We start from the raw sequence: 245 nt of genomic DNA on the forward strand, positions 1-245 counted from the left end.
GGGCTGGGTCGGCAAAGGGTTTGAATGGCCGACTGGACCGGGGATGAACGAGAAAGTAACAGAAGGATACAGCAGGGAGATTCATAATAAGCTTGTGGAGGGATGCCTGATCGATATTAAGTTTATTATGAAGTGGATGGAGAGTTACAATGGTGTAGTGGAAGGCGAGAAGCCAATTCTGGCATACGATCTTTCATTAGAAAACTTGATGTTTGATCTGGTTGTAAAAGAGCAAACTAAAAGAT

General features: G+C 43.3%; 1 protein-coding gene. It reads left to right on the forward strand.

The genetic code is table 11. The features are described from left to right. Nucleotides 1–43: 43 nt before the first annotated feature. Nucleotides 44–245: hypothetical protein (locus tag AAEZ09_RS28955; protein WP_350601761.1), on the forward strand; the 202-nt coding region annotated here is incomplete at its 3' end.

Origin of the sequence: Pseudomonas sp. 65/3-MNA-CIBAN-0223 (genome assembly GCF_040310425.1) — a bacterium.
Classification (GTDB): Bacteria; Pseudomonadota; Gammaproteobacteria; order Pseudomonadales; family Pseudomonadaceae; genus Aquipseudomonas; species Aquipseudomonas gregormendelii.